Genomic DNA, 18,012 nt, shown 5'->3' on the forward strand with positions numbered 1-18,012 from the left:
CAGCGGTTCAACAGCCTATTAGGGCGATGCCTGACCCGCGACCACCAACCTGTTTCCTGCGAAGGGGCATATAATGAGCGATACCGCCGACCGCGTTAAGAAGATCGTTGTCGAGCACCTCGGCGTCGAGGCCGACAAGGTCACCGAAGACGCCAGCTTCATCGACGATCTCGGCGCTGACTCGCTCGACATCGTCGAGCTGGTCATGGCCTTTGAAGAAGAATTCGGTGTGGAAATCCCCGACGACGCGGCCGAGAAGATCTCGACCGTTTCGGACGCGATCAAGTACATCGACGAAAACAAGGGCTGATCGCCCCGCTTCCCCATGAGCGCCACCGCCTTTGCCTGAAACGGCACAAGGTATTGGCAAAAGGGGAGGAATTCGGCAGGCTCAGCCCCCATGTATGCGGGGCTGGGCCTGTTCGTTTGTGATTTTGCGGAGAATAGAATGCGTCGTGTCGTCGTAACCGGCCTCGGCCTTGTCACCCCGCTGGGCGCGGACGTGGAAACCGTTTGGGCGAATCTGCTCGCCGGCAAGTCTGGCGCCGGGCCGATTACCCGGTTCGACGCCAGCAACCAGAAGTGCCAGATCGCCTGCGAAGTGAAGCCGGCCGACCATCCTTATGGATTCGACGCGAGCAAGCGAGTCGACCACAAGATTCAGCGCCAGGTCGATCCGTTCATCGTCTATGGCATCGATGCCGCGGGCCAGGCGCTGGAAGACGCCGGCCTGGTGGACATGGATGACGATCTCAAGACGCGCACCGGCTGCTCGATCGGTTCGGGCATCGGCGGGCTGCCGGGGATCGAAAGCGAATCGATCGTCCTGCACGAAAAGGGCCCGGGCCGCGTTTCCCCCCACTTCGTCCATGGCCGCCTCATCAACCTGATCTCGGGCCAGGTCTCGATCAAGTATGGCCTGATGGGCCCCAACCACGCGGTCGTCACCGCCTGCTCCACCGGCGCCCACTCGATTGGCGATGCCGCGCGGATGATCAAGGATGGCGATGCCGACGTGATGCTGGCGGGCGGCGCGGAAAGCACGATCAACCCGCTGGGCGTGGCCGGCTTTGCCCAGGCGCGCGCGCTCAATTGCAGCTACAACGACCGCCCCGAACAGGCCAGCCGCCCTTATGACAAGGATCGCGACGGCTTCGTGATGGGCGAGGGCGCTGGCGTTGTCGTGCTGGAAGAGTACGAGCACGCCAAGGCGCGCGGCGCCAAGATCTATGCCGAAGTGGTCGGCTACGGCCTGTCGGGCGACGCCTATCACGTCACCGCCCCGCACCCCGAAGGCAAGGGCGCCGAACTCGCCATGCGCATGGCGCTGCGCAAGGCCGGGATGGAAGCGGGCGACATCGACTATGTCAACGCCCACGGCACGTCGACCATGGCCGACACGATCGAACTCGCCGCGGTCAAGCGCGTGCTGGGCGATGACCTGTCGGGCGCGTCGATGAGCAGCACCAAGTCGGCCATCGGCCACCTGCTGGGCGGCGCGGGCGCGGTGGAAGCGATCTTCTGCATCCTGGCCATCCGCGACCAGATCGTGCCCCCCACGCTCAACCTCGACAATCCCGACGAGGGAACCGACGGCGTCGACCTGGTGCCGCACGTGGCCAAGAAGCGCACCGTGCGCGCCGTGCTCAACAACTCGTTCGGGTTTGGCGGCACCAACGCCAGCCTGATCATGAAGGCAGTTTGAGCCGCAAGGCCAAACGCCGTCGCAGACCTCAAAGCCGCAAACCAAGGAAGCGCGCGCCCATGATTGCCCGTATCGGTAAGGTCCGGCTGGTCATCCTGGGCGTGCTGCTCCTGGCGGCGGCCTGGGGCACGCATTTCCTGTGGGGCTGGTATGGCCCCGGCCCGCTGGCCAAGGACGCCGCGTTCGTCGTGCCCGATGGCGCCAGCGTGGGCTCGATTGCCGACAAGCTGGAAGCCGAAGGCGCGGTGGCCTCGGCCACCACGTTCCGCGCGAGGGCGCGCCTGCTGGGCGACAAGGCACCGATCAAGGCCGGCGAATTCAGCCTGCCCGCCCATGCCAGCGGATCGACGATCCTGAAGATCCTGCAGGGCGAGCAGGGCACGCTCCGCCGCCTGGTGACCGTGCCCGAAGGCATGCCGGCGATCATGGTGCAGGAACGCCTGATGGCCCAGCCGCTGCTGACCGGTGCGGTGGACGTGCCCGAGGAAGGCACTGTCCTGCCCGACAGCTATGAAATCCGGCGGGGCGAGCCGCGCAAGGCGGTACTGGCGCGGATGCAGGCGGCGATGACCAAGACGCTGGCCGAATTGTGGGCCCAGCGCAGCCCGGATACCGTGGCCAAGACCCCGCAAGAGGCGCTGATCCTGGCCTCCATCGTGGAAAAGGAAACCGGCAAGCCCACCGAGCGCCGGATGGTGGCCGGCCTCTATTCCAACCGCCTGCGCAAGGGCATGCTGCTGCAGGCCGATCCCACGATCATCTATCCGATCACGCGCGGCAAGCCGCTGGGCCGCCGCATCCGCCAGTCGGAAATCCAGGCGGTCAACGACTACAACACCTATGCGATGACCGGCCTGCCCAAGGGGCCGATCACCAATCCGGGCCGCGCCTCGATCGAGGCGGTGCTGCACCCGGCCAAGACCGAGGCGCTGTTCATGGTCGCCGATGGCACCGGCGGCCACGTGTTTGCCGATACGCTGGAGCAGCACAATGCCAACGTCGCCAAGTGGTTTGCCATCCGCCGCGCGCGTGGCGATCTGTAAGCTGGTCTTGCCGTCGGCAACCCGGTATCACGCCATAGGGAGTTTTACGGATTTGCCGCGTGAAGCGCTTGCGCCTCGTTCCGGCTGTTCCGATTTCTCCCGCGCGGCAGGGTGCATCGGGTGAGCGGGCCTCTGGTCCTCACCGCCCGGCTCCCCGCCGCGCTTTTTGGCCAGATGCAGGGCCTGCGCCGCGCGCACTACCCGCCCGAGCGCAACCACGTGCCTGCCCATGTCACCCTGTTCCACGCCCTGCCGCCCTCGTCCCTGGGGGAAGTGCACCGCCTGGTCGCGCGGCTTTGCGCCATGACACGGCCGCCGGCGGCGCAGCTTGCCGGACTGGTAGACCTGGGCACCGGCACGGCGGTCGCCGTCCACAGCCCGGCGCTGGAAGCGGTGCATGCCGATCTGTCGCAGGCGCTGCATGGGCTGCTGGGTCTGGCCGACCAAGGCACGCCGCGTTTCCACGTGACCATCCAGAACAAGGTCCCCCGCCGTAAGGTGCGTGCACTCCAGGCGGCGCTGGCGGGGCGGTTCCAGGGCGAGCCCTTCGCCTTCGCCGGCCTTGACCTGCACAGCCTGCAACGTCTCCCCGAGGGTGGCGGCACCTGGCAAACCCAAGCCCAATGGACCTTTCGCGGGCGGTAGCGGGACGGGATGAGCCTGGGATTGGGATCGATAGGTTATAAGCGCAGGCCAAGAAAGGCCGTGCCGGGGATCGGGTTGTACGATACGGGTTCCGCCGGAACGAAGCCGAAGGTTTCGTATAACTGGCGCGCGGACGCGAACTCCGCCAACACGTCCAGCCTCATCTCAAGATAGCCGGCGGTGCGGGCTTCGTCGATCAATCGGCCCACCAGCTTTCGGCCGAGATCCTGACCGCGTGCGCGGGGACGGACATACAGTCGTTTCATCTCGCAAATTTCGGCACCGACCCCCCGATATGCGATACACCCGTCTATCGCGTCGTTGCGATCCACCAGCAGCACACATCCTTCCGGCGCCGCATACTTGCCGGGCAGGTTCGCAAACTCCGCCTCGTTTCCCTGATAGTCGAGGCTGACAGTGGGACTGGCGACATACTCTCGCCAGATATCCAGCACCACAGCAGTGTCGGCCGGGAACTGGGCGTGCCTGATGGTTGTCATGGAACGATTTTCTCGAACACAATTGTGGTTGCAATAGGGCCAGGCGGTCTGCCCGGGATGAAATCTGCTCCCGCGCGGCGCGTCAATTACATGCCCGGCACCACATCGAAGGCAATGTTGAGCCGCTCGCCCGCTTCGAACGGGACGGTGCCGTGCCACAGCGTGGAGGGGAACAGGACGAGGTGCCCCACCGCCGGCGCAATCGTGCCGTAAGGCGCCAGGCCCAGCCCAAGTTCTTCTGGCGGCGCGCCATAGTGAAAGTGGCCGGCATCGGGTGCGGCGTTGGCCGCAGGATCGGGCAGCGCCAAGTAAAATGCGCTGCTGATCCAGCCCAGCGGATGCGCATGGGTGACGTTGAAACCCTTTCCGTGCAGCCGCACCGACCAACTGCCACTGATCCGCACGGTCGCGCGCGGGCGGGAAAGCAGCGGATGAGCCGGATCGGGCGGGGGGAGGGCGCGCAGGTAATCGTGCGTGGCCGCCAGCAGCGCTTCCCGTGCGCGGGCGAGGGGGGCTTCGTGGCGCAGCAGCACGCTGCGATCGGTCTGCGTGCCGCCGCGCACCGATTGTTCGGGGTACGGCAATTGCATGCTGTGCAAGGCGCGCAGTAGATCGGCCAGTTCGCCCAACTCCACGGTGGAAAGCCCCACGTCCACGCTGTGCACGAACGCGGGGTCGCCGTCCAGCCAGTCCGCGCGTGGATCGCCCAGCAGGCGCCAGCAGGTGGAAACATAGGGCCAGGCTTGTCCTGCAACGGGGGAGCCGGGCGCCTGCTGCGTCAGCGGGAGTGCGAGCGCCAGCGCGGCATCGGGCGCGCCCTCGCGCAGGGACTGGCGGATGCGCGCGATGGTTACCAGCGGGCTCGCCGCCAGGTTGCCTTGGGCCAGAATGCGGGCCATCAGCGCCGCGTCGCCGCTTTCGCCGGCCAGGAACACCCGCGCCTGGGCCAGGGCGGGCAGGGCGCCCAGACGCCGCTCTGCTTCATTCAGGATCTCGGTGGCGCGCGGCCAGTCGCGCACTTGGGCCACGGCGGCAAACCAACCCAGCCACAGCGGCGCATGGGCAGGATGCGCGCGGGCGGCGCGGGCAAAGCTGACGTCAAAGCCCTGGGTTTCCCCGCTCACCCAGCGCAGCGAGCCCAGCACGCGGTGCCCCTCGGCCCAGGTGGGGTGGCGGGCCAGCGCGGCTTCCAGCGCGGCCAGGGCGGCAGGCACATGGCCTTCGCTCGCCAGGGCCAGGGCGTGGTTGCGTTGCGCATCGAGATGATCGGGCCATTGCCGGCATACGTGGGCAAAGAGTTGCGCGGCGCGGTGCCCCAGTTCGTAGCGCGCCTGCGCATGCAGAAAGGCGATCTGCATGTCGCCTTTCGCCAGCATGTGCGCCTGGGCCAGGGCCGCTTCGGCGCCCACCATGTCCTGCCGTGCGCGCAGGGCGCGGGCCCGGTCTAGCCAGGCCTGCGCGCCCGCGCTCATGCTGCCTGCGGCGTCAATTGCGCGAGGACCGCGCCATGCAGCGGCACGCGCGCCGCCTCGCTCGCCATCGCCCCGCGCAGCTTGGCGAGCCAGGCCCGGCCATCGGCCGTGCGATAGTCGAGCAGCGGGTCGTGGCCCTTGGGCAGGTTGTTCTGGCCGATGTGCACCGCCAGCCACGATGGCGGGGCAAACAGGTCCAGCTCACGCGCGATCAGCCGGCCATGGCGGCGGAAATGCTCGATTTTCAAGGCCAGGGTATCGGGAATGTCCATCGCCGCGACATGGCGCCACAGCTCCGCATCCTGCCGCTGCGTCAGCTTGTAATGCAGGATGATGAAATCGCGGATGCGCTCCATCTCGCCATGGGCGATGCGATTGAATTCATCGCGTGTGGCCGGATCGAAGTCCTTGTCGGGAAACAGCGCCAGGATCTTGGAAATATTGGCCTGGATCAGGTGGATCGAGGTCGATTCCAAGGGTTCGAGAAAGCCGGAGGACAGCCCCACGGCAATCACGTTGCGGTTCCAGTGCTGCTTGCGCCGCCCGGCCTGGAACCGCACCGCGCGCGGATCGCCCAGCGCTTTGCCGTCCAGGTTCGCCGCCAGGTCCTGCGCCGCGCGGTCCTCGTCCAGGAACGCGCTGCAAAAGACATAGCCGTTGCCGATGCGGTGTTGCAGCGGAATGCGCCACTGCCACCCTGCCGCGCGTGCGGTCGATCGCGTGTAGGGGGGAGGATTGGGGTCTGTAGCGGGATGCGCGCAGGGCATCGCCACGGCACGGTCGCAGGGCAGCCAGTGCGACCAATCGTCGTACCCGGTCTTGAGCGCGCCTTCGATCAACAGCCCGCGAAAGCCCGAGCAATCGATGAACAGTTCCGCCTCCACCCGTCGCCCGTCTTCCAGCGTCACCGCCTCGACAAAGCCGGTCTGCCCATCGAGCGTCACATCGGCAATCTTGCCTTCCACCCGCGTGACGCCGGCCGCCTCTGCCCGCTCGCGCAGGAAGCGGGCATAGAGCCCGGCGTCGAAGTGATAGGCATAATCGAACGTGCTCATCACGTTGCGCGGATCGGGGGAGGGGTGGGCAAAGCGGCCCGCGCGCGCCAGGTGCCAGGCCATGGCATGCTCGTCGAGCGGCGCGGTCTCGCCCTCGGCCTGCGCGCGCAGCCAGTATTGGTGCATCGGCACCATATCGAAATTGCGGCCATAGGGGCCAAAAGGATGGAAATAGCGCGAGTTTTCCGCGCCCCAGCCAACGAATTCGATCCCCAGCTTGAAACTGCCCTTGGTGCGCGCCAGGAATTCGCGTTCGTCGATGCCCAGGGTCTGGTTGAACATGCGGATCGGCGGAATGGTCGCCTCGCCCACCCCGATCGTACCGATTTCCTCGCTTTCCACCAGCGTGATCGCGCAATCGCGCGTGAGCGCGTGCGAAAGCATCGCGGCGGTCATCCAACCGGCAGAACCACCGCCGACAATCAATACCTTGCGGATCTTGCGATCATCCATTGTCTTTGTCCCCTCCCTGGGCCTGCTGATCCTACAATCAATTGCAGGTCGCGCAAAGCACGCTTTCGTGCAGGGAGGCGCTGCACGCAGTTCTACCGCCGCTGCCGCCTGACAGATGAAGTCACCATGCTCGCCCTTGACGGCCTGGGCAATCGCCGTTGGCGAACGCGCGCTAGAGGTGGCTGGGAAGCGACAGTTCGAACACCGCGCCCTTGCCGGGCATCAGGCACAAATCGCCGCCATGGGCACGGGCGATCTGTCGTGCGAGGCTGAGGCCGACGCCGCTGCCCTCCGTCTTGGTCGTGTAAAACGGATGGAATATCCGCGAGCGCGCCTCATCCGCCACGCCCGCCCCATTGTCTGCCACGCGCAGCGACACGCGATCGTCCAGCCGCGCGGAAAGGTGGACTTGCGGCGCGCTTGCCCCGTCCAGCGCTGCCTCTGCGCCGTTCTGGAGCAAGGCCCACAGTGCCTGGCCGATCTGGTCGCGGTCCATCACCACCATCCCGTCTGGCGGGGCATCGGCCAGCAAGGTGACACGGCCCGCCCAGCGCGCGGCAAACATGCGGCGCAGATCGTCGAACAGCAGGTCGAGCGCGGTGGGCGCCAGCGACGGTTCGGGAAGCCGGGCCAACTGGCGATAGGCCTGGGTAAAATGCAGCAGCCCGTCGGCACGGCGGGACAGGGTACCGATCATGTCGCGCAGGAGCCCAACCGGAGGCGGCGCATCATCCAATGTCGCCAGCGCACTTTCGGCGAGCGAGGCAATCGGGGTCAGCGCGTTCATCACCTCGTGGCTCAACACTTCGAGCAGTTCGCGCGTGGCCCGCGCCTCGGCAATGCGCTCTTCGCTTTCGATGTCGATCAGTGCCAGGATGGTGCGCGCAGCGCCCGCGTCATGCGCCTCGATCCGGTCGACGCGATAAGCCCGCCCGGCATAGCGCAGGCGCGGCGCGCTGTGGCGCAAGGCATCGGGCACATCGACCAGCACATCTGCGATGCCGAACACTGTGCGCGCCGCCCGGTTGAGCGCGCGGACGCGGCCGCTGCGCTCCACGCTCAACAGGGGCGTGGGCGCCTGGTCCAGCACCGCGCGCAAGACTGCGCGATCTGCATCGCCATCGGCGCGTGCCACCTGCCGTTCGGGCAGCGGGCGCGGCGGGATGGCCCGCAGCAGGGATAGCGTTGCCAGCCAGAAGCCCAGCAGCAGCACCAGCACGAAGCAGGCGTAAAAGCCGCCGTTCCAGGCCGCCACGGTGGCAGCGCCACAGCCGAACAGCAGCACTTGCGCCGGAAGCGCGGTTTTGACGCTGCTAAAGCCCATGCTTGGCCATCCGGCGATAGAGCGCGGCGCGGCTCAAGCCCAATTCATCGGCGGCACGGCTGACATTGAACCCGTGCCGCTTGAGCGCGGCAGCAACCAGCGTGCGCTCGCTCTCTTCCAGGCTGAGGCTGGAAGCAACCGGCGCGCCGGCCGGCTTTTCGGCAAGGGGTTGACCAAGGCCCAGATCCGCCTCGCCGATCAGGCCGCCATCGCCCAGCACCACTGCGCGCTCCACCGCCTGGGCCAGCCCGCGCACGTCATCGCTCCAGTGGGCCACGGCGATTGCCGCCTCTGCTTCGGGTGTAAAGCCCAGCACCGGCCGGCCATGGCGGCGTTCGGCCGCGCGGGCAAAGTGGCGGGCGAGCAGCAGCGCATCGCCGCCACGCCGCGCCAGCGGGGGCAGTGCGATGTCTACCGTACCGACCCTGGCCCGCAGCGCCGGCAACAACGGCTCGGCCGTCTGCGCCGTGGCGATGATGCGGACATCGCCGGGCAGGCGGGCAAGCAGGCGCCCCTGCGACACCTCTTTCAGCCGATCGACATGGCGCAGCAGCAGCGTGCCACCTGCCGCGCGCACGATATCGGCGCCGGCGACATCGTCATGCACGTCGGCCGCGGCGCGCGCGTCGAGAGTCACCAGTTCGCCCGCCGCGCGCGCCGATGCATGATGGATCGCCCGGCTGGCCAGGCTGCGGCCCGAACCGGCCGGGCCAAGGATCAGCACATTGGCCGTCGTCGGCCCGACACGCCGGATCAGATCGCGCACCAGTTCCATCGCCTCGCTGGCGCCCAGCAGGCGCGGCGGATCGGCCAATGCGCCATCATGCTGCCGCAGTGCCGCGATTTCCTGGCGTCGATGGCGATGCGCGATCGCGGCGCGCACGCGTTCGAGCAGTTCCTCGTTGCGCCAGGGTTTCATGACGAAATCGATCGCCCCGGCCTGCATCGCGGCTACGGCGATGCGAATGCCGCTGTGCCCGGTGATCACCACCACCGCTGCATCCGGATCATCCCCCAGGAGCCGGGCCAGCGCGGCAAAGCCCTCCTCGCCATGGGTGCGGCCGCGCGTGAAATTGAGATCCAGCAGGATGGCATCGGCCGGCGCCAGTTCCAGCGCCGAATAGGCGCCTTCCGGCTGCATGGCGCTGATCAGATCGATACCGGCCCTGGCAAAGAGGACGGATACGGCCTGGTGCACATCGCGATCGTCGTCGATCAGCAGAACGCGGGGAGCGGTTGACGGGCGTGGGGAAGTGTCCATTTCCGGACAGTGTGTGCGATATCGCAAACCTGCTTGTCCAGACAAACCTGATTTATTGTTTATTAGCAGTGAATTAGTCCAAATCTCCAGACTTTGCGATACTGTCCGCATGAGCAACGGAGCATCTCCCGAATCACCGCGCAACCATGGCGCGGGCATGGACCGCCCCATCACGCGGCCCCGCCTTGGCCGCCGCTGGCGCTGGGTGGCCGGCGGCGTGGCCATCGTGCTGGCGGCAGGGCTCGCCTGGCGATTGCTGCCCGCGGCCGGATCGACCGACATTGCGGCAGCCACGATCGAGACGGGCCCTGTCGCGCGGGCGCCGTTCGAAGACTATCTGCCGATCCGTGCGTCGGTCGCTCCGAAGGTCACCACGCTGGTCGATACCCTGTCGGGCGGGCAGGTGGAAAAGCTGTTGGTGCAGGACGGCGCCTGGGTGAATGCGGGCCAGCCGCTGGCCACGCTGGTCAATCCCACGCTCAAGCTGGACGTTCTCACCCGCGAGGCGGAGATCGCCAGCCAGCTCGGCACCTTGACCGGTGACGAATTGTCCCTCGAACGCAGTCGTCTGGATCGGGCGGCGCAAACCGCATCGGCCAACTACGACCTGCTCAAGGCGCGCCGCGATCTGTCGATCCGCCAGCAATTGCACGATCAGGGCTTCGTTTCCGACGAAGGCGTCAAAAGCTATCAGGAAGAGGCCGATTATCAGCGCAAGCGCCTGGGCCAGCTGCGCACCGGGCAGGACCGTGAAGACCGCACTGCCGGGGTCCAGGCCTCGCGCCTGGCCGATACCCGCGCGCGGTTGACCGGCAACCTGGCTGCCGTGCGCGCCGGGCTGGATGCGCTGGTGGTGCGCGCGCCGGTCACCGGCCGTCTCGGCAACTTGGTCATCCAGCCCGGGCAGACGCTCAAGGCTGGCGATCACGTGGCCCAGGTCGATAGCGAAGGCGCGTGGAAACTCGTTGCCGATGTGGACGAATACTATCTCGGCCGTGTCGCGGTGGGCCAGCAGGCCAAAGGCGAGGCGGGCATCGGCCTGGTGATCACCAAGGTCCTGCCCGCAGTGGCCAACGGCCGCTTCCACATCGAACTGGGCTTTCAGGGCCAGGCGCCGCAAGGCCTCAATCGCGGGCAGACCATGGATATTCGCGCCACCCTGGGCGCCACCAGCAGCGCGCTGGTGGCCCCGGTGGGCGGCTGGCTGGACAGCGGCGGCGGCACCTCTGCCTTCGTGATCGACGCCGATGGCCGCCATGCCCGGCGCCGTGCAATCAAGGTTGGCCGGCGCAACCCCGAACAGGTGGAAATCCTTTCGGGCCTGGCTGCGGGAGACCGCATCGTAACCTCCAACACATCGTCCATCACGGGCGATATCCTCAACCTCCGCTGACCGAAGGGCTCCTGATGATCCGCCTAGAGAATATCCAGCGCCGCTACGTTTCCGACGATGTGGAGACGACCGCGCTTGCCGACATCAACCTGGAGGTTGCAGCGGGCGAATTCGTCGCGATCATGGGGCCTTCCGGTTGCGGCAAATCCACCCTTCTCAACACGCTGGGCACGGTCGATCGGCCCACGGCAGGCCGCTATCTGTTTGGCGATCGCGACCTGGTGGCGCTGAATGAAGCCGAGCTTGCCCGCTTTCGCGCGATGACGCTGGGCTTCGTGTTCCAGAGCTTCAACCTGATCGACGAGTTGACGATTGCCGAAAATGTCGAACTGGGCCTGATCTATCGCCAGGACAGCGGCGGCGATCGCAAGGCCCGCGTTGCCGCCGCGATGGACCGCGTCGGCGTATCGCACCGCGCACGACACTTTCCGCACCAGCTTTCCGGCGGGCAACAACAGCGCGCCGCCATCGCGCGCGCCATCGTCGGCGAACCGAAGCTGATCCTGGCCGACGAGCCGACCGGCAACCTCGATACCGAAAACGGCCAGCAGGTGATGGACATCCTCACCAGCCTCAATGCCGAAGGCGCAACGATCATCATGGTGACGCACTCGCCCAGCCATGCCGACATCGCGCGGCGGCGGATCAACATGCTCGACGGGCGCATCGTCGCCTCGCTGGCCCGTGCGATCTGAGGAGGCACGCCGATGAACCGCTTTGCTTTCCTCACCCTCTATCGCTCGCTCACCCGCCACCGGCTCTATGCCGCGCTCAACATCGGTGGCCTGGCCATCGGCATCGCCGTGTTCCTGGTGCTTGGCCTCTATGTGCGGTTCGAGACGAGCTACGAGACGTGGTTGCCCCGACATAATCAGGTCTATCTGGTGCAGACGGTGTGGAACATGCCCGACAGCCCGTTCAACGGCGCCTATCCCAACACGATGGGCGGCCTGCTGGAGGAAATGCAGGCCGATTTTCCCGGGCTTTCGGGCACCCGCATCAACAATGTGGGGGCCACGGTGCTGCGCGGCGGCATCGGCACGGCCGAGGATCTCGCCTGGGTCGACTCGCAGTTTTTCGACCTGTTTGATCTGACGATGCTGCAAGGCGATGGCGCACGCGCGCTGGCCGCGCCGTCCAACGTGCTGATCGATGCCAATATCGCGCACAAATACTTTGGCACCACCGATCCGGTGGGGCAGACCCTTACGCTCAACATCGGCGCAGGAACCGCGCCCTATCGCGTTGCGGGGGTATTCGCTCCGCTGCCCCGCAATACCGATCTCAAGTTCACGATGCTGACCCGCATTCCCAAGGGGGCGCCGCAGGGCAATGAAGACTGGTGGTATCGTTGGGGCAGCACATCCGTAAACACCTACCTGCGCTTTCCCGACCCAGCTGCGGCCAAGGCCTTTGCCGCCAGGATGCCGGCGTTCGTCGTCCGCCATGGCACCGCCGATCTGGGCGCCAACGCCGACAAGACGATGCAGCTCACGCTGCTGCCGCTTGCCGATCACCATCTCACCCCGGCTGGCCGCGAAATGGCCAGCGTGCGCCAGACGATCGTGACGCTGGGCATTGTCGGCGTGCTCACCCTGCTGATCGCGATCGTCAACTACGTGAACCTGGCCACGGCCCGCGCCGGCTTGCGCGCCCGCGAAGTGGCGATGCGCAAAGTGCTGGGCGCCAGCCGTGGCACGCTGGTGCGCCAGTTTGCCGGAGAGGCGATCCTCACCACCGCGCTTGCCGCGTTATTGGCGCTGGCGCTGGCAGAACTGGGCCTGCCGCTGGTGAATGCCGCGGCCGGGCTCACCCTGTCTATCCCCTATGCCCTGGTCGTGCCCGCGCTAGTGGTGCTGGCGATTGTCGTCGGGATGGGCGCTGGCCTCTATCCGGCGGTGCTGCTTTCCCGTTTCCCGGCCGCAGCCGTCCTGGCATCGGCGCGTTCGCCCGGCGGTGGCCGCACCGGCGCCAGGCTGCGCGAAATGCTCGTCGTCTTCCAGTTCACCCTCGCCACCGCATTCATCATCGGCACCTTCGTGCTGGTGGCACAGACGCGCCATCTGCGGCAGGCCGATCTCGGCTTTGCCCGCGACGGGCTGATCGTGATCAAGAGCGGCGCCGGGCTGAGCGAGGGGCAGCAGAGCACCATGCGCGACGCCATTGGCGGGCTGCCCATGATCCGTTCGGTGGCAATGGCCGATACCGCCGCTGGCGGCTTTGGCAACAACAACGCCAACAATATCGAGATACCGGGCCGCCCCGGCGAAGGCCCATCGCTGCGCGAGATCGTCGTGGGCCGCAACTTCTTCACCACATATGGCGCGCGGGTGGTGGCCGGCCGCCTGTTTGATGATCGCCACGGGACCGACGATTCCAATGGCACCAAGGGAACCGAAAACCGCGCCATCGTGATCAACCGCACCGCCGTTCCCATGCTCGGCTTCCGCTCCGCACAGGATGCGGTCGGCAAGACAGTTGGCAAGGGGCGCCCGCGCACGATCATCGGCGTGGTCGACGACATGCGCTTTTTCTCGCCGCACGTGCCGATGGACGCCACGTATTACACCTATTGGAGCCGCTACCTCGGCGCGCCGGTCATCACCGTGCGCTATGCCGGCCCCATGGATGCCGCGATGGACGCGGTGCGCGCCACCTGGCGCAAGATCGCACCCGAAGTGCCGTTCGACGCCGCACCGGCCGATCAGGACCTTGCCAAGCTGTTTGCTGCCGATGACCACGCGGCCAATCTCTTCACCATCGGATCGGTCCTCGCCGTCCTGATCGGCTGCGTCGGGCTGTGGGGGCTCGCCTCGTTCAACACCTCGCGGCGGGTGAAGGAAATCGGCATTCGCAAGGCACTCGGCGCCTCGTCCCGCGATATCGTCAGGCTGCTGGTGGGCCAGTTCCTGCGTCCCGTGCTGATGGCCAATGTGATTGCCTGGCCGCTGGCATGGGTTGCCATGCGGCATTGGCTGGCCGGCTTCAGCGATCGCATTGCGCTCTCGCCACTCTATTTCGTGGCCGCGACGCTGCTGGCGCTGGGCATAGCGGTGGTCACGGTGCTTGCCCAATCCCTGCGGGCATCGCGGGCAACCCCGGCCTGGGCGCTGCATCATGAATAAGTCGATGCTGGTTGCCGCCGCGCTGGCCACGGTGCTGGCATCGCCCCCGGCTGCGGCCGAGACGCTCCGCGATGCAGTCGAGGCGGCCTATCTCGGCAATCCGACCCTTGCCGCTGCGCGCGCGCGGCAGGATGCGCTGGCCGAAACGCCCGAACAGGCCCGGGCGGCCGGGCGGATCACCGCCGCTGCCGATGGCGCGGCAGGCTATGACCGGTTCGATTATGATCGCGGCGCGGGAGGCACCGTTTCGGCCAGCCTGCCAATCTGGACCGGTGGCCGCATTGCGTCGGGCGTGCGCGCAGCTGATCGCGATGTGGCCGCCGGCCAAGAGGGGCTGCGCGATGCCGAAGCGGGGCTGCTTACGCAAGTCGTCGGCGTCTATGCCGAACTACTTTATGACCAGCAGGCCGTCGAAATCGGCAAGGCCGATATCGCACTGCTCGATCATCAGGTGGCAGAGGCGCAGGCCCGCTATCGCCTGGGCAAGGCCACCCGCACCGATGTCGCCCAGTTGGAGGCCCAACGTGCCAGCGCCGGCGCAACGCTTGCCGCGGCCCAGGCCAAGCTTGATGGGGCCGCGGCCGATTATCGCGCGGTGGTTGGTCATGATCCCGGCGCGCTGGCACCGCCAGCCGCGCTCGGCCCGCTACCGGCCACGCTGGAGCAGGCGCGTGCGGACGCCCTGGACGCCAACCCGCTCTACCAGCAGAGCCTGCGCGCCGCCGATGCGGCCGGCGCCCGGATCCAGCAGGCGCGCGCAGGCGGCGCGCCAACGGTGTCGCTCGGCGGCGGCTATGGCTATGACGTGGGCATCGGCGGGGCGGGGCCAGGCAGTTTCCTGCGTGCCGCGAATGTGGGGTTGACCCTGCACGTACCGCTTCTGACCGGTGGGCTGGTGGCATCGCAAGTGCGCCAGGCACAGGCCCAGCACCGCGCCACCATGTTCGATGCCGCCGCCGCCGGCCGCGAGGCGACCCGCTCCACCGATGCCGCCTGGGCCGCGCTTTCCGGTGCCAAGGCGCAGATGACCGCCAACCAGGCGGGCGTGGATGCAGCCAATCTTGCCCTGGGCGGCGTCAGGGCCGAATATGGCTTCGACCTGCGCTCGACGCTCGACATTCTCGTTGCCGATGAAAGCCTGCGCTCCGCCCAGCTCGCCCTGGCGCGCAACCGCAGCGACACGATCATTGCCCAAGCCGCCTTGTTGCGCGCCACCGGGCACCTCGATCATGATGCGATACCAGGCCCATGAAGCGCACCCAGCTGCGTTGCAGGTGTTTTACCCGGATCGGAATTGGTCCCTGTTCTGGCTTCGATGGTCCCTCCCGCCTCGTTGGCCGCAGCCAAACTGGCGATGGCGCGTTCTTTTGGGTGCCACGTCTGCCAAAACGAGGGACCGGAACAAGCCAGGTTGCTGCCGACCGTCGATCTCGCTAGCTGCTTTGCATGCGTAATACAGTTGCCGTGCTGAAGCAGATAGTTCCTTGGGCCATGATGGCCGTTCTGGGCTGGGTGCCGGTGGCGCAAGCCAGAACCCAGGCCTCGCTGCCGGATATGACCACCGTCTTGCGCGAACAGCGCGTGGAGAGCGCATCGGTCGCCTTGATCCGCAGCGGCCGCATCGTCTCGACGCGCGCTTGGGGCGTGGCTGGCCCCAACCGTGCGGCCAGGGTGTCCACGCCTTACAATCTCGCATCGCTGACGAAGCCGCTGACGGCCGAGGTCGTGCTGCGGCTGGTATCGGCTGGCCAGCTGGCGCTCGATGCGCCGATGGATCGCTATTGGAGCGATCCGGACCTGTCGCACGACCCCCGGCGTCTGAAGCTCACCGTTCGCATGGCGTTGAGCCATCGCACCGGATTGCCCAACTGGCGCGACGCGCAGGGGCTGGCCTTCGAGCATGATCCCGGCACGACAACGGGCTATTCGGGCGAGGGGTATCAATACGCCGCGCGTTATGCCGAGCATCGCACCGGGAAATCGTTCGTGGCGCTTGCGGGACGCTGGCTCTTTGTCCCGGCCGGCATGCGGGCTTCGGGCTATGTGTCCGCGCAGGGCGCGACGATGCCGCTCGCTGTTCCCTATGACGAGGCGGGCAAGCCGCTGCCCGTCGGGCCGGTCACGCACTACAATGCCGCAGACCTGGCGCACGCGACGGCGCGCGATTATGCTCGCTTCCTCATCGCAGTGCGGAACGACCGTGGGTTGGCCGCCTTCGTCGCCGCAGAACGCCGCCGGTCGCAGGCCGATCTGACCCCCGGGACATGTGCCGGAGCCAAAGCGACCAGTTGTCCGCCCTGGACCGGGTTTGGCCTGGGCTGGCAGCTCCTCGGCTTTCCCGGCGGGACGACGATGCTGCACACCGGCAAGGACGCCGGGGCTTTCACCTTCGCCGCCATCAATCGCGCCAGCGGCGACGGGATCGTCATCCTGACCAACAGCGACAACGGATGGCGGGTCATCCTGCCCATCCTCGAAGGCACCAACAGTGATCCCCAACTGATCGCCTTCTTGCGCGGCCAGATGAACTGAAAGGACCAAGCGCATGATGACCGCCATCGTCCTCGCCGCCGCGTTGCCCGCCACGCCAGCCCCGCCGATGAACGATCCGCTGACGACGGAGATCGGCGCGCTCGATGCCAAGGTGTTCGATGCTTACAACCGCTGCGACCTGCCGACCTTCTCCGGCTATTTCGATCCCAAGGTAGCCTTCTATCATGACACCGGCGGCGCTACGTTCGAGCGTGACGCGATGGTCGATGGCGTCCGCAAGTACATCTGCGGGAAGGTGAAGCGCGAACTGATCCCGACAACGTTCCGCGTCTATCCGATCAAGGACTTTGGCGCGATCGAGGAAGGCGAACACCGCTTCTGCGAACTGGCGACAGGACGGTGCGAGGGTATCGCCAAGTTCGTGATGGTCTGGGCAAAGCAGGACGGCGCCTGGCGGATCACCAGCGTGCTCAGCTACGGCCACCGTGCCGCGACACCGGCAGAGCAGCAAGACGCGGCAGGTCAGTAGCGACCTGCCGGCTGGCAAGATTGCCTTTGCCCGAACTCGCCATGCGAGGCGGCGAAACGGCACTCCAAAGGGAGGGGCGTTCGAATGGTCGAGGGCATCCCACATCCCTGCCATCACGAATCAGATCGCCCGCCTTGTCAGGCCGGGCGCGGCCGCTTTCAGCCCAACGTCCGGCCATTGGCCCAGCGACAGGCGCTTCTCGACGCCGTGAAGGCGATGTTTGAAGTACCACATCTTCGTGCCTGAGGGCCGGGCCTCAAGATAGAGGCCTTTCCCATCGGGCTTGCGATAGGGAGGAGTTTGAAGCTGAAAATTTCGGGCAAAGCCTTTTGCTAGGCTCCCATTTCTCCCAGGAATGCCCCCACTTGGTATGAAAAGTGGCGAGAATCCCGGTGTAAAGCTAGAACATCCGGAAGATAAAATCGACCGAAAATCTAGCCAAATCAACGCGTTGAGACGTTTTGGGAAGAAACCCCTGGTGCCGCTTACAGGACTCGAACCTGTGACCCCCGCATTACGAATGCGATGCTCTACCAACTGAGCTAAAGCGGCTTGGCCCCGGTGGGCTGGCGGGCGATTAGCTTTGCGCGGAGGGGAATGCAATGGTTTTTGCGTGGGGTGGCGGCGGGTTTTTGGTGGATATCTTGGGAAAGCCGCGGGCGCGCGCGGAATTTCCGGGCGATTGACCAAGCGCAATGCCGGTGGGTGCAGCGCGGGCATGATCGCTTCATGACAGAAACGGCATGCAGGAGTTGCGCATGACACACGTTCCCGGCGATCTTCAGGACGCCTTTCCCGACGATGCGGCGCTGCTGCACAGTTTGCGGGCCAGGAATGCCCACGTTCACAAGCTGGTGGAGCAATATCACGCGCTCAACCGCGCGGTGCATCGGATCGAAAGCGATGTCGCGCCCGCTTCGGACGAGCATCTCGAGGGCTTGAAGAAGCAGCGCCTTGCCTTGCTCGATGCCTTGGCCGAGCAACTGGCACTGGCCAAGGCAGCGTGAGCCCGTC

Annotated in this window: 16 protein-coding genes and 1 tRNA gene; 11 read left to right on the forward strand and 6 right to left on the reverse strand. The window is 66.5% G+C overall.

The window, feature by feature from the left end:
* Positions 1-73 precede the first annotated feature (73 nt).
* The 4 genes from FHT19_RS16670 to FHT19_RS16685 all read left to right on the forward strand — a co-directional run bounded on the left by FHT19_RS16670 (position 74) and on the right by FHT19_RS16685 (position 3,393).
* Complete coding sequence (locus tag FHT19_RS16670) at positions 74-310, forward strand: acyl carrier protein (protein WP_028657713.1); 237 nt, start codon at positions 74-76, stop codon at positions 308-310.
* Positions 311-448: 138 nt separating this feature from the next.
* Positions 449-1,705, forward strand: coding sequence for a beta-ketoacyl-ACP synthase II (fabF, locus tag FHT19_RS16675; protein ID WP_168556756.1), 1,257 nt, complete (start codon positions 449-451; stop codon positions 1,703-1,705).
* A gap of 59 nt (positions 1,706-1,764) precedes the next feature.
* The gene (gene mltG, locus FHT19_RS16680; RefSeq protein WP_168556757.1) at positions 1,765-2,748 is read left to right on the forward strand and encodes an endolytic transglycosylase MltG; all 984 of its coding nucleotides are present in this window, start codon (positions 1,765-1,767) and stop codon (positions 2,746-2,748) included.
* Between the two features lie 120 nt (positions 2,749-2,868).
* Positions 2,869-3,393, forward strand: coding sequence for a 2'-5' RNA ligase family protein (locus FHT19_RS16685; protein ID WP_248290514.1), 525 nt, complete (start codon positions 2,869-2,871; stop codon positions 3,391-3,393).
* 35 nt (positions 3,394-3,428) lie between these two features.
* On the opposite strand, the gene FHT19_RS16690 is transcribed toward FHT19_RS16685, so the two are convergent.
* The 5 genes from FHT19_RS16690 to FHT19_RS16710 form a co-directional block, all read right to left on the reverse strand.
* Entirely contained in the window at positions 3,429-3,893 is a 465-nt protein-coding gene (locus tag FHT19_RS16690) for a GNAT family N-acetyltransferase (protein WP_169475978.1), read from the reverse strand.
* An 86-nt stretch (positions 3,894-3,979) separates the two neighbouring features.
* Complete coding sequence (locus FHT19_RS16695; protein WP_169475979.1) at positions 3,980-5,365, reverse strand: putative 2OG-Fe(II) oxygenase; 1,386 nt, start codon at positions 5,363-5,365, stop codon at positions 3,980-3,982.
* Positions 5,362-6,873 carry a tryptophan halogenase family protein gene (locus tag FHT19_RS16700; RefSeq protein ID WP_169475980.1) on the reverse strand — a complete coding sequence of 504 codons (1,512 nt, stop codon included), beginning with the start codon at positions 6,871-6,873 and terminating at the stop codon, positions 5,362-5,364. The genes FHT19_RS16695 and FHT19_RS16700 overlap by 4 nt, the downstream gene beginning before the upstream one ends.
* A gap of 172 nt (positions 6,874-7,045) precedes the next feature.
* Positions 7,046-8,197 carry a HAMP domain-containing sensor histidine kinase gene (locus tag FHT19_RS16705; protein WP_169475981.1) on the reverse strand — a complete coding sequence of 384 codons (1,152 nt, stop codon included), beginning with the start codon at positions 8,195-8,197 and terminating at the stop codon, positions 7,046-7,048.
* A complete protein-coding gene (locus FHT19_RS16710; protein WP_169475982.1) occupies positions 8,187-9,458 on the reverse strand; it encodes a response regulator in 1,272 nt (423 codons plus the stop codon). The genes FHT19_RS16705 and FHT19_RS16710 overlap by 11 nt, the downstream gene beginning before the upstream one ends.
* 157 nt (positions 9,459-9,615) lie before the next feature.
* Here FHT19_RS16710 and FHT19_RS16715 point away from each other — a divergent pair, with 157 nt between their 5' ends.
* The 6 genes from FHT19_RS16715 (at position 9,616) to FHT19_RS16740 (ending at position 16,998) form a co-directional block, all read left to right on the forward strand.
* Positions 9,616-10,851 (forward strand): HlyD family efflux transporter periplasmic adaptor subunit, encoded by a 1,236-nt coding sequence (locus FHT19_RS16715; RefSeq protein ID WP_169475983.1) that lies wholly within the window; start codon positions 9,616-9,618, stop codon positions 10,849-10,851.
* Positions 10,852-10,865: 14 nt separating this feature from the next.
* Positions 10,866-11,546: an ABC transporter ATP-binding protein gene (locus tag FHT19_RS16720; protein ID WP_211184994.1), complete on the forward strand. Its 681-nt coding sequence runs from the start codon at positions 10,866-10,868 to the stop codon at positions 11,544-11,546.
* A 12-nt stretch (positions 11,547-11,558) separates the two neighbouring features.
* Positions 11,559-13,976, forward strand: a complete 2,418-nt coding sequence (locus FHT19_RS16725) for an FtsX-like permease family protein (RefSeq protein ID WP_169475984.1) — start codon at positions 11,559-11,561, stop codon at positions 13,974-13,976.
* Positions 13,969-15,228 (forward strand): TolC family outer membrane protein, encoded by a 1,260-nt coding sequence (locus tag FHT19_RS16730; protein ID WP_169475985.1) that lies wholly within the window; start codon positions 13,969-13,971, stop codon positions 15,226-15,228. Before FHT19_RS16725 ends, FHT19_RS16730 begins: the two co-directional genes overlap by 8 nt.
* Positions 15,229-15,467: 239 nt before the next feature.
* Entirely contained in the window at positions 15,468-16,508 is a 1,041-nt protein-coding gene (locus FHT19_RS16735) for a serine hydrolase domain-containing protein (RefSeq protein ID WP_248290515.1), read from the forward strand.
* A 13-nt stretch (positions 16,509-16,521) separates the two neighbouring features.
* The gene (locus FHT19_RS16740; protein WP_168556764.1) at positions 16,522-16,998 is read left to right on the forward strand and encodes a nuclear transport factor 2 family protein; all 477 of its coding nucleotides are present in this window, start codon (positions 16,522-16,524) and stop codon (positions 16,996-16,998) included.
* A 476-nt stretch (positions 16,999-17,474) separates the two neighbouring features.
* Here FHT19_RS16740 and FHT19_RS16745 read toward each other — a convergent pair.
* Positions 17,475-17,550, reverse strand: a tRNA-Thr gene (locus tag FHT19_RS16745).
* Positions 17,551-17,756: 206 nt separating this feature from the next.
* On the opposite strand from FHT19_RS16745, the gene FHT19_RS16750 reads away from it, so the two are divergent.
* Positions 17,757-18,005 (forward strand): DUF465 domain-containing protein, encoded by a 249-nt coding sequence (locus tag FHT19_RS16750; RefSeq protein WP_169475986.1) that lies wholly within the window; start codon positions 17,757-17,759, stop codon positions 18,003-18,005.
* Positions 18,006-18,012 lie beyond the last annotated feature (7 nt).

Origin of the sequence: Novosphingobium sp. SG919, assembly GCF_012932495.1 — a bacterium.
Classification (GTDB): Bacteria; Pseudomonadota; Alphaproteobacteria; order Sphingomonadales; family Sphingomonadaceae; genus Novosphingobium; species Novosphingobium rhizosphaerae.

Bases quoted from the DNA above. Each gene is read 5' to 3' on its own strand.
- FHT19_RS16670 (WP_028657713.1), top strand. From the start codon at position 74: ATGAGCGATACCGCCGACCGCGTTAAGAAGATCGTTGTCGAGCACCTC.
- fabF (WP_168556756.1), top strand. From the start codon at position 449: ATGCGTCGTGTCGTCGTAACCGGCCTCGGCCTTGTCACCCCGCTGGGC.
- mltG (WP_168556757.1), top strand. From the start codon at position 1,765: ATGATTGCCCGTATCGGTAAGGTCCGGCTGGTCATCCTGGGCGTGCTG.
- FHT19_RS16690 (WP_169475978.1), bottom strand. From the start codon at position 3,893: ATGACAACCATCAGGCACGCCCAGTTCCCGGCCGACACTGCTGTGGTG.
- FHT19_RS16695 (WP_169475979.1), bottom strand. From the start codon at position 5,365: ATGAGCGCGGGCGCGCAGGCCTGGCTAGACCGGGCCCGCGCCCTGCGC.
- FHT19_RS16700 (WP_169475980.1), bottom strand. From the start codon at position 6,873: ATGGATGATCGCAAGATCCGCAAGGTATTGATTGTCGGCGGTGGTTCT.
- FHT19_RS16705 (WP_169475981.1), bottom strand. From the start codon at position 8,197: ATGGGCTTTAGCAGCGTCAAAACCGCGCTTCCGGCGCAAGTGCTGCTG.
- FHT19_RS16710 (WP_169475982.1), bottom strand. From the start codon at position 9,458: ATGGACACTTCCCCACGCCCGTCAACCGCTCCCCGCGTTCTGCTGATC.
- FHT19_RS16715 (WP_169475983.1), top strand. From the start codon at position 9,616: ATGGACCGCCCCATCACGCGGCCCCGCCTTGGCCGCCGCTGGCGCTGG.
- FHT19_RS16720 (WP_211184994.1), top strand. From the start codon at position 10,866: ATGATCCGCCTAGAGAATATCCAGCGCCGCTACGTTTCCGACGATGTG.
- FHT19_RS16725 (WP_169475984.1), top strand. From the start codon at position 11,559: ATGAACCGCTTTGCTTTCCTCACCCTCTATCGCTCGCTCACCCGCCAC.
- FHT19_RS16730 (WP_169475985.1), top strand. From the start codon at position 13,969: ATGAATAAGTCGATGCTGGTTGCCGCCGCGCTGGCCACGGTGCTGGCA.
- FHT19_RS16735 (WP_248290515.1), top strand. From the start codon at position 15,468: ATGATGGCCGTTCTGGGCTGGGTGCCGGTGGCGCAAGCCAGAACCCAG.
- FHT19_RS16740 (WP_168556764.1), top strand. From the start codon at position 16,522: ATGATGACCGCCATCGTCCTCGCCGCCGCGTTGCCCGCCACGCCAGCC.
- FHT19_RS16750 (WP_169475986.1), top strand. From the start codon at position 17,757: ATGACACACGTTCCCGGCGATCTTCAGGACGCCTTTCCCGACGATGCG.